Annotated in this window: 8 protein-coding genes; 6 read left to right on the top strand and 2 right to left on the bottom strand. The window is 65.0% G+C overall.

Annotated elements, in window-relative coordinates:
- Nucleotides 1–1,024: group II intron reverse transcriptase/maturase (gene ltrA / locus CR105_RS08080; RefSeq protein WP_099787947.1), on the top strand; the 1,024-nt coding region annotated here is incomplete at its 5' end.
- A 164-nt stretch (nt 1,025–1,188) separates the two neighbouring features.
- Here the strand turns inward: ltrA and CR105_RS08075 are convergent.
- Entirely contained in the window at nt 1,189–2,091 is a 903-nt protein-coding gene (locus tag CR105_RS08075; protein WP_099787900.1) for a LysR substrate-binding domain-containing protein, read from the bottom strand.
- Between the two features lie 104 nt (nt 2,092–2,195).
- On the opposite strand from CR105_RS08075, the gene CR105_RS08070 reads away from it, so the two are divergent.
- From CR105_RS08070 to CR105_RS08060, 3 genes are all read left to right on the top strand, one after another.
- The gene (locus tag CR105_RS08070) at nt 2,196–3,125 is read left to right on the top strand and encodes an NAD-dependent epimerase/dehydratase family protein (protein ID WP_099787899.1); all 930 of its coding nucleotides are present in this window, start codon (nt 2,196–2,198) and stop codon (nt 3,123–3,125) included.
- Between the two features lie 139 nt (nt 3,126–3,264).
- Nucleotides 3,265–5,601, top strand: a complete 2,337-nt coding sequence (locus CR105_RS08065) for a penicillin-binding protein 1A (protein WP_099787898.1) — start codon at nt 3,265–3,267, stop codon at nt 5,599–5,601.
- A gap of 89 nt (nt 5,602–5,690) precedes the next feature.
- Nucleotides 5,691–7,673, top strand: coding sequence for an OPT family oligopeptide transporter (locus tag CR105_RS08060; protein ID WP_099787946.1), 1,983 nt, complete (start codon nt 5,691–5,693; stop codon nt 7,671–7,673).
- Between the two features lie 53 nt (nt 7,674–7,726).
- Here CR105_RS08060 and CR105_RS08055 read toward each other — a convergent pair whose 3' ends face one another.
- Nucleotides 7,727–8,485 carry a CPBP family glutamic-type intramembrane protease gene (locus tag CR105_RS08055; protein WP_099787897.1) on the bottom strand — a complete coding sequence of 253 codons (759 nt, stop codon included), beginning with the start codon at nt 8,483–8,485 and terminating at the stop codon, nt 7,727–7,729.
- Nucleotides 8,486–8,640: 155 nt separating this feature from the next.
- Here CR105_RS08055 and CR105_RS08050 point away from each other — a divergent pair, with 155 nt between their 5' ends.
- Both CR105_RS08050 and CR105_RS08045 read left to right on the top strand, forming a co-directional pair.
- Nucleotides 8,641–9,627 (top strand): HDOD domain-containing protein, encoded by a 987-nt coding sequence (locus CR105_RS08050; RefSeq protein WP_099787896.1) that lies wholly within the window; start codon nt 8,641–8,643, stop codon nt 9,625–9,627.
- On the top strand, nt 9,627–10,571 hold the full coding sequence (locus CR105_RS08045) for a 5'-nucleotidase (RefSeq protein WP_099787895.1): 945 nt from the start codon (nt 9,627–9,629) through the stop codon (nt 10,569–10,571). The genes CR105_RS08050 and CR105_RS08045 overlap by 1 nt, the downstream gene beginning before the upstream one ends.
- Nucleotides 10,572–10,586: the final 15 nt, after the last annotated feature.

The raw sequence follows: 10,586 nt of genomic DNA, 5'->3' as shown, positions 1-10,586 counted from the left end.
CGGTGGCGAGCGCGAGCTTGGCATCCCGACGGTGACGGATCGGCTGATCCAGCAAGCACTGCTCCAAGTGCTGCAACCAATTCTTGATCCCACATTTAGCGAGCACAGTTATGGTTTCCGTCCGGGCAGGCGTGCGCAGGACGCGGTACTAGCCGCTCAAACGTATGTCCAGTCTGGTTTGAGAGTCGTGGTGGACGTTGACCTGTCGAAATTCTTCGACCGGGTCAACCACGACATCCTGATCGACCGTCTACGGAAACGCATTGACGATGCCGGAGTGATCCGATTGGTCCGTGCCTATCTGAACAGCGGCATCATGGATGGCGGCGTGGTGCAGTCGCGGGACGAGGGAACGCCGCAAGGTGGTCCCTTGAGCCCGCTGCTGGCCAACGTGATGCTCGACGAAGTGGACAAGGAACTGGAACGGCGCGGCCATCACTTTGCGCGTTACGCCGACGATGCGAACATCTATGTTCGTAGCGTGCGGGCGGGGGAGCGGGCGATGGCGCTGCTACGGCGTTGCTATGCCAAGTTGCACCTCGTGGTCAACGAAACCAAAAGCGCAGTGGCGAGCGTCTTCGGCCGCAAGTTCCTTGGTTACAGCCTGTGGGTGGGAGCGGGACGCGAAGTCAAACGCAAAGTCGCCGACAAGGCGCTGGACACGTTCAAACAGCGCATCCGTGAGCTGACCCGCCGTTCCGGCGGGCGCAGCATGGCGGAAACGGTGGAACGACTCCGTTCCTATATGCTGGGATGGAGTGTGTACTTCCAGTTGGCGCAAACCCCAAAGGTTTGGCGCAGACTCGATGAATGGCTGCGTCACAGGCTGCGGGCTATCCAGCTCAAGCACTGGAAACGCGGAACAACCATGTATCGGGAGTTGCTCAAACTTGGGGCTGCACCATCGGTGGCAAAGCAAGTTGCGGGTAACAGCCGCAGCTGGTGGCGCAACAGCGACAAACTACTGAAAACAGTGATGACTATCGCGTATTTCGACCGAATGGGGGTACCTCGTCTGTCTTGACCTCAACTACTCGAACCGCCCGGTGCGGACCCGCATGCCGGGTGGTGTGGCAGGGGAACGGCCCATCTGGGCCGTCCCCTATGCCGATCCATCTCCGCTTGGTCCTGGTGTCAGGTCTGACATTCGGACATTTGTCCGGATGTCAGACCTGACACCAGCGTTTTCTAGGCGATGGGCTCGCCGGCAAGCCGCATGTCGTCCATCTCGGCCACCAGCCAGGCGCGAAAGCGCTGCACCTTGGTCATGCTCGCCTTGTTCGGGTTGACCATGAAGCGGTAGCCGCTGCCGAACGGCGCGCTCTTGCAGTTGATCTGCCTGAGCGACCCCTTCAGGATGTCCTGGAACGCGATCCCGTACGCCACCAGCGCAATGCCCTGCCCGGCCACCGCCGCCTGCGCCAGCACGCCCCAATGGCTGTAGCCGCGCGAGAAATCGTATTTACCTTTCAGCGCCTTGTTCTCGTTAAGCAGCTGCAGCCACGATTCCGGCGTCTTCTCGTACAGCAGCGGAAAATTCGGCAGGTCGGCCAGGGTCAGGTCGGCCTGGCCGGGCGCCAGCAGGTGCGGGCTGTAGACGGCGATGAGCCGCTCGCGAAACAGCAACGCCGGGTCGCCATCGGACACCGGTCCGTAGCGCACCGCCACGTCGGTGCTGTCGTCTTCCAGGTTGGCCGGCGCGTCGTTCGAATCGATGCGGATATCGAGCTCCGGATAGAGCTTGGTGAAGCGGTGCATGCGCGGCACCAGCCACTTGATGGCGAACGAATGGGTGGTCGATATGCGCAGGATCGATTCCTCGTCGCCTTCCTGCAGCGCGCCGATCTTGGCACGCAAGTCGCCCAGCATGCGCCGCACGGTAATCGCCAGCTCGTGGCCTTTCTCGGTCAGCGCGACGTGGCGCGCATGGCGGATGAACAGCGCGAAGCCGACCGTCTCCTCGAGGTGCTTGACCTGCTGGCTGATCGCCGCCGGCGTCTTGTGCAGCTCCTGTGCGGCCAGCTTGAAACTGCCCCAGCGCGCCGCGCATTCAAAGTCGATCAGCCCGGAGAGACTGCGCAAGGGCTTCATGCCGGCGTCATGCGTAAGTTTTTCTTGCTCATGGGCTTAATTTTTCTCGTTTGATGGTTCTGTGCGCCGGGAGGAAAATATAACCGATTCGACAAGGAAACGCCATGCGCAAGAATATATTGGTTATCGGCGGCACCCGCTATTTCGGCAAACTGCTGGTCCAGCGCCTGCTCCAGGCCGGCCACTGCGTTACCATCGCCACCCGCGGCCGCACGTCCGACCCATTCGGCAACCGCATCGCGCGTATCCGCGTCGACCGCCAGAACGAAGCCGCCATGCGCGCCGCCTTCGCCAACGTGGCCGGCTACGACATCATTTATGACCAGTTGTGCTACAGCCCCGTGGACGCGGCCATTTCGGCGCGCGTCTTTGCCGGCAAGGTCAAACGCTACATCATGTCCTCGACCATCGACGTCTACCGCCCGCTGCTGGGCAGTCAGGATGCGCCTTTCGCCGAAGCGGCGGCCAGGGTGCTGGCGCAGCCGATCGACACGAGCTACCCATGGCATGACGCGCGGCTGGCCTGTGAAAGCTACGTGATGGGCAAACTGCAGGCCGAAGCCTACCTGTACCGCGACGGCACGCTGCCGGTGGTGACGGTGCGGATCGGCCACGTGCTGGCCGGCGCCGAAGACTTCACCGGCCGGCTCGCGCACTACGTCGACCTGGTGCGCCAGCAGGCGCCGCTGCGCTACTCGAATGCGGCCGCCGCCTCTTCGTTCATGTCGATGCAGTCGGTCAGCGACTTCCTGCTGTGGACCGGGGCGCAGGACTTCAAGGGCCCGGTCAACGCGGCCTGCGACGGCGCGCTGTCGGCCTTCGACCTGTACCAGCGCGTCGGCATGGCGCTGGACGAACCGGTCAAGACGATCCCGGTGCAGAACGCCGCCCCTGCCGGTCAATTGAGCCCGTTCGACTTCCCGTCGCAGTTGATGGTCGACACCGGCCGCGCCACCAGGCTCGGTTACCGCTTCGGCCACAGCGACGAGTGGCTCGACACCCTGATCCGCCGGCACGACCTGGCGTACGTCTGACCGGTACCCCGTCAAGGACTCGAAAGTATCGCCCCGCGCGCCTTTGCTGATTGCACTAGGCGCGCGGCAGTACTATGGCTTAAGGTTGGCTTAACCGGTAGCGGCTTATCATTAGCCGCGCATCGCCATCATTACCGGTATGGCCTTACCTGGAGAGCAGACCTTGACATCACCATACACGCGGCCCCGCACGGCGCGCGGTTTTTTCCTGCTGGCCGCCGTCGTCGTCCTGCTGATCATCGGCGCCGTCATCTACGGCGTGGCGTCGCTGCTGCCGAACGTGCCATCGATCGACGCCGTCACCGACTACCAGCCGAAGATCCCGCTGCGCATCTACACCGCAGACCATGTGCTGATCGGCGAGTTCGGCGAGGAGCACCGCGATTTCGTCCCGATCGCCAAGGTACCGGCGCTGATGAAAAAGGCGGTGCTGGCGATTGAGGACAAGCGCTTTTACGAACACGGCGGCATCGACTGGATTCGCGCGATGGGCGCTGTCAGGTCGAACCTCGGCGGCGGCTTTCGCCAGGGCGGCTCGACCATCACGATGCAGGTGGCGCGCAATTTCTTCCTGTCGCGCGAAAAGCTCATCGGCCGCAAGCTCAATGAGGTAGCGCTGGCCTACAAGATCGAGGGCAAGCTGTCGAAAGACGAGATTCTCGAGCTGTACATGAACCAGATCTATCTCGGCCAGCGCGCCTACGGCTTCGGCAGCGCGTCGCAAACCTACTTCGGCAAGCCGCTTGCCAGCCTGTCGGTGGCCGAGATGGCGATGCTGGCCGGCCTGCCGCAGAACCCGGCCCGCCACAACCCGGTCGCCAATCCGAAGCGGGCGCGCCAGCGCCAGCAGCTGGTCCTGAAAAGCATGCGCGAGCTCGATTACATCACCGAAGCACAGTACCGCCAGGCGCAGGACGAGCCGCTGCGCATCAACCAGAAGGGCCGGGAGTTCGGCACCCACGCCGAATACGTCGCCGAACTGGCGCGCCAGGTGGTGTATGCGCAGCTCAAGGAAGAGGCGTACACCCGGGGCATCGTCGTCACCACCACCATCGTCAAGGCCGACCAGGACGCCGCTTACCAGTCGATGCGGCGCAATGTGCTGGCGTACGACCAGCGCCACGGCTACCGCGGCCCGGAAGCGGTCATCGACCTGCCGGCCGATCCGCAGCAGCGCAATGACGCCATCGACGAGGCGCTGCAAAAGCGCCGCTCGAGCGACGGCCTGCTGCCGGCGGTGGTGCTGGCGGCCTCGCCCAGGCTGGTGCGGGCCGAGACGGTGGACGGCGCCACCATCGAAATCACCGGCGCCGGCCTCAAATTTGCCGCCGCCGGATTGTCGGCCGGCGCGAAAAACGCGGTGCGCATCGCGCCTGGCGCCATTGTCCGGGTCAGCCAGGAAAACCAGAAGTGGAGCATCGTCCAGCTGCCGCAGGTGGCGGCCGCCTTCGTCTCGATCGATGCCGGCACCGGCGCCTACCGTGCGCTGGTCGGCGGTTTCGACTTCAACCTGCACAAGTTCAACCACGTGACGCAAGCCTGGCGCCAGCCCGGCTCGGCGATCAAGCCCTTCCTGTTTTCGTCGTCGCTCGAAAAAGGCTTTTCGCCGGCCACCCGCATCCTCGACGCACCGCTCGACATGCCGGGCGAAGACGCCGGCCGGACCTGGTCGCCGCAGAACGACGACGGCCTGTTCGACGGCCCGATCACGATGCGCTACGCGCTGGCGCACTCGAAAAACATCGCATCGGTGCGGCTGCTGCGCGCGGTGACGGTGCCGGCCATGCACGCCTACCTCGGCAAGTTCGGCTTCGACCCGGCGCGCCATCCGACGAACCTGACGATGGCGCTTGGCACCGGCGCGGTCACGCCGCTGCAGATGGCCGGCGCCTACGCCGTATTCGCCAACGGCGGCTTCCAGGTCAAGCCTTACCTGATCAGCAAGATCGAGGATGCGCGCGGCGTGCCGATCGACGTGTTCAAGGCGCCGCTCGCCGGCCAGGAAGAGAACCGCGTGCTCGACGCGCGCAATGCTTTCGTCACCGACAGCATGCTGCGCGACGTCACCCGCTACGGCACCGGCGCGGCGGCCACGCAAAAGCTCGGCCGCGGCGACATCGCCGGCAAGACCGGCACCACCAGCGACGCGGTGGACGGCTGGTTTGCCGGTTACGGCGCCAACGTGGTGGCGGTGGCGTGGATGGGGTTCGACGAGCCCAAGTCGCTCGGCGGACGCGAGTTCGGCGCCACGCTGGCGATGCCGATCTGGATCGACTACATGCGCGTCGCGTTGGCCAAGCGCCCGGAACTCGAGCGCCGCGCGCCGGAAGGCGTGCTGCGCCAGGACGACGACTGGATCTACGCCGAATATGCCGATACCACGGAGTTCAAGTCGATCGATGTGCCGGCGGCGCCGCCGACGCCCGTCGAGCCGCAGGATGCGGCGGCGCCGCAGCAGCAGATGCCCGACAACTAGATTGACTGCGCTTGGCGCTTGGGATTTTGCGATGTGGCGGTTATGATAAGACGCTTTTTCAAAAAATAACCCTTCATGGAGTGCTGCGCATGGCGACGGTGTCACTGGCTGGACCAAAGGAAATCACGATCCGGGGCATCCTGCTCGGCGTGCTCATCACCCTGATTTTCACCGCAGCCCAGGTCTATCTCGGGCTCAAGGTCGGGCTCACGTTCGCCACCTCGATCCCGGCCGCGGTGATCTCGATGGCGCTGCTAAGCGCCTTCAAGGACGCCACGATCCAGGAAAACAACATCGTCCAGACCATCGCCTCGGCCGCCGGCACCCTGGCGTCGGTGATCTTCGTGCTGCCTGGCCTGTTGATGATCGGCTGGTGGGCCAACGTGCCGTTCTGGCCGACCTTCGGCGCCTGCGCCATCGGCGGCGTTCTCGGCGTGATGTACACGGTGCCGCTGCGGCGCGCCCTGGTGTCGCAATCGAACCTGCCCTATCCGGAAGGCGTGGCCGCGGCCGAAGTGCTGAAAGTGGGCACGTCGTCGCGCAGCGGCGCCGCCGAAGGCAAGGCCGGTCTGCGCGCGGTGATCTGGGGCAGCGTCGCCTCGGCGCTGTTTGCCTCCCTCGCCGGCGCCAAGATGATGGCCGCCGACGTCGCCGTCTACTTCCGCACCGGCCAGGGCGCCACCGGCATCGGCGCATCGAGCTCGCTGGCGCTGATCGGCGCCGGCCACCTGATGGGCATCACGGTCGGCATCGCGATGCTGGTCGGCCTGGCCATCGCCTGGGGCATCCTGGTGCCGATGCTCACCACGTGGAACCCGGCGCCGGCCCTGTCGGCCGCCGACCACGCGCTCGGCGTATGGAAAACAGATGTGCGCCTGATCGGCGCTGGCGCCATCGGCTTCGCCGCGATCGTCACCCTCGCCGGCCTGGCCAAGCCTGTCCTTGGCGGCCTGCAGTCGGCCATGGCCGCTGCCCGCCACGCAAAACTTGAGGGCGCCGTCATCGACCGCAAGGAACAGGACATCCCGATCTTCATCGTCGGCCTGGTCACGCTGATCATGATGGTGCCGGCCGGCTGGCTGCTTGCCACGTTCCTGCAAGGCGGCGTACTCGCCAGCCTGTCGGTGACCCTGGTCGCCATCGGCGTCGGCTACATCCTCATCGCCGGTATTTTTGCCGCCGCGGTGTGCGGCTACATGGCCGGCCTGATCGGCTCGTCGAATTCGCCGGTGTCGGGCATTGCCATCCTCACCATCCTCGGCGCCTCGCTCAGCGTCGGCATGGCCGGGCGCCACATGATGGGCCCTGAGGTGGCGCACGCGCTGATCGCTTTTGCGCTGTTCGTCACCACCGTGGTGCTGGCGGTGGCGGTCATCGGTAACGACAACCTGCAGGACCTGAAGACCGGCCAGCTGGTTGGCGCGACGCCATGGAAGCAGCAGGTCGCCTTGCTGGTCGGCGTCGCCGCCGGTTCGGCAGTGGTGCCGCCGGTGCTGGAACTGCTCAATCGCGCCAACGGCTTCGCCGGCGCGCCGAACCTGCAGGCGATTTCATCGACCCCGCTGGCGGCGCCGCAGGCGACCCTGATCTCGACCTTGGCCAAGGGCGTGATCGGCAACGACCTGCCGTGGAACCTGCTCGGCTACGGCGCCATCATCGGCCTGATCCTCGTGCTGATCAACTTCGCGCTGAAAAAGTCGAGCAATGACAAGTACAGCCTGCCGCCGCTGGGCGTGGGACTGGCGATCTACCTGCCGAGCACTGTCACGTTGCCGGTGGTGGTCGGCGCCTTCGCCGGATTTTTCTTCGAGCGCGCGGTCAGCAAGCGCACCTGGGGCGAGCCGGCCAAGCGCATGGGCGTGCTGATCATGTCGGGCTTTATCGTTGGCGAAAGCTTGTTCAACGTGGCGCTGGCCGGCCTGATCGTCTCGACCGGCACCGGCGAGCCGCTGGCGATCGCCAACGGCCTGTCCGAGACGCAGTTGATGCTGGTGGCGACGATCCTCGGCGCGACCATCGTGGCATCCGTGTATCGGTGGGCCGCGACGAATGCGAAACGTGTTCACGCCTGACCGTTAGACTGACACAACGAAAGCGGGACCATGCGATGCAGGGTCCCGTTTTTTTACACCTGCGTCGCCCAGGCAATTGCCCCTATCCCGGCCATGTTGTACAGGCAGTGCACCAGGATGCTGCTGCCTAGGCCGTCGCGGATGCGCAGATAGCCCATGACGGCCGCGCCGATCGCCAGTGGGAACACCAGGATGAAGATCAGCGGCGCCTGCATGCCGACAAACTGGTAGGTGCTGGCATGGGCGATCGCGAACAGATAGCAGTTCAGGTTGAAGACCTTGGGATAGCTGTGGATGAACGCTTTCGCCATCTGCATCCTGGCGCCCGCCGATGCAGCCGCGCGGCGGCGCGCCCCGATGGCGATGGTCCACAGTGCCAGCGCGGTGAAGGAGCTCACGGCCGCTCCCGTCATCGACGGCGCGACAGTGGCCACGGCGACGACCGGCACCAGAATCAGGCAAAACACCGGCATGCGCAGGCCGGCCCGATACACCAGTTCCTCGATCATCGGTCCAAGCACGCCGATCACCAGGACCCCGGCCAGTACGTCTTCCGTCAGGCGCGGTGTCTTGTAGCCGATGCCGGCCGCCTCTTCAAGCTGATTGAGCAAAGCTGCCAGCGGAAGGCTGACGAACAGCCACGCCAGCGTGAAGAAGATGATGCGTTTGATACGTTCCTTGCGGGTCGAGGGTGCGCCCCGGGCGCGGTGCGGCCGCATGATGAAGCGGGCGAAGTCGCCTGCTTCGCAGATCGTGTAGCGTACCGCTAACAGCAGGATCCGGAATCGATCGAAGAACGAACTTGCTGGCATATTCCTGCGCCGATGACGGCACGCGACAGGAAAATATACCGCCGGATGCGGCTAGTTCATTGCGCGAACGCATGTCGAAGCGCCGGCGGCACGACAATCATGCCCGGCGCGCTTGTCGGGTAAAATGCATATTTAGCATCCTGCCCGCCCCGCCAATGATCAACTGGATTGCACGATGGTTTCGTCCCGCCGCCGCCAGCACTGCCGCCGCCCCGATCGTGGCCGCGCCGCAGCCGTCGGTGCACGCGCAATACGCCGCGCCGGCGCAGCAGCACGGAGACGTACGTACCGTGTTCTATCGCTGGCTCGCCGGCCCGCCGCGCGACGACATCGTGCCGTCCACCGAAAAGCTGATTCTCGAAGAATTCAAGCGCCTGGTCGAAGCACCTCAATCGGCGTCCGACCTGGTGCCGCGGGTACCGGCGGTGATCCCGCAACTGCTGCGCAGCCTGCGCGACGACAGCGTCTCCGGCGCCGAACTATCGCGCCAGCTGGCGCAGGACGTGGTGTTGGTGGCCGCAGTGATCCGCGAGGCGAACAGCCCTTACTACCGGCCCGCCGCGCCGATCAAGACGATCGAAGGGGCCATCATGCTGCTCGGGCAGAACGGCATGCGCATGCTGCTCGCGCGCGTGGCCTTCCGCCCGATCATCAGCAACCAGCCCGGCCAGTTCGCGCACACGGTTGCGCCCCAGGTGTGGCGCCAGTCGGAAGCGTGCGCGCTGGCCGCCAGCATGCTCGCTCCCGCCAACGGCGCCAATCCCTTCGAGGCTTACCTGGCCGGCCTGCTGCACCAGGTCGGGCTGATCGTCGCATTCCGCCTGGTCGACCAGATCTACACCGGCGATGCGCTGCCCCAGTCGGACGAGTTCTGCGCCGCGCTGCTGGCCGACTCCCAGCTGCTGTCGGCCCGCATCGCTGCCCTGTGGGAGTTCCCTGTTACAGTATCGAACGCGATCGAACAGGCCGGCGCGCAAGATGCGCCCGCCCTTGCCCGCGTCCTTGACCAGGCCGACCGCATCGGCATGCTGCGCGTGCTGGTCGACGCCGGCAAGTACTCGCCCGACGATCCCTTCGTGCTCCAGCATCTCGATCCGGCGGCGCTGGCGATCTTCGAAAAACTCAGCAACGAGGAACACTGATGGCGTTTCAGATCGAGAACAAGCTGGTGATCGGGGTCGCCTCGAGCGCCCTGTTCGACCTCACCGGCTCGCACCAGGTGTACCTGGACAGCGGCCCGGACGAATACCGCAATTTCCAGGAACGCAATATCGACGTCATCCTCGGCAAAGGCGTCGCCTTTCCGTTCATCCGCCGCTTCCTCAACATTAACAAGTGCTTCCCGCGCCAGATGCCGGTCGAAGTTGTGCTCTTTTCGCGCAACTCGCCCGAGACCGGGCTGCGCGTGATGCGCTCGATCGCCCACTATGGACTCGACATCTCGCGCGCCGCCTTCATGACCGGCACCGCGCCTTACCCGTATCTGCCGGCCTTTAACACGTCGCTGTTCCTCTCGGCGAACGAGGAAGACGTCAAGAGCGCGATCGCCGCCAACTACCCGGCCGGCCTGGTACTACCGTCGAAAATCGTCGACGACGATGACGACGTCGAGCTGCGCGTCGCCTTCGACTTCGACGGCGTGATCGCCGACGACGAGGCCGAAAGCGTCTTCAAGAAGGATGGACTGGATCAGTTTCACGCGCACGAGGCGCTGCACGTCGACCGCCCGCATGCGCCAGGCCCGCTGGCCGACATGTTCCAGAAGCTGGCGCTGATGCAGCGCATGGAGGAACGCGCGCAGCGGCGCGATCCCGGCTACCGCAAGGTGCTGCGCATCGCCATCATCACCGCCCGCAGCGCGCCGTCGCACGAACGCGTCGTCACCACACTGAAAAGCTGGGGCGTATCGGCCAACGAAACGTTTTTCCTGGGCGGGATGGACAAGGCGCGCGTGCTGTCGGTGTTCAAGCCGCACATCTTCTTCGACGACCAGCTGACGCACCTGAAGTCGTCACCCGGCGGCACCATCCCGATGGTGCACGTGCCGTTCGGGATCGCCAACCGACGGACGCCGGCGGCGGAGTAGTACGCTGCCGCGCAC

The organism is Massilia eurypsychrophila (assembly GCF_002760655.1).
GTDB lineage: Bacteria > Pseudomonadota > Gammaproteobacteria > Burkholderiales > Burkholderiaceae_D > JAFCUW01.
This window is presented reverse-complemented; position numbering and strand designations above follow the sequence as displayed.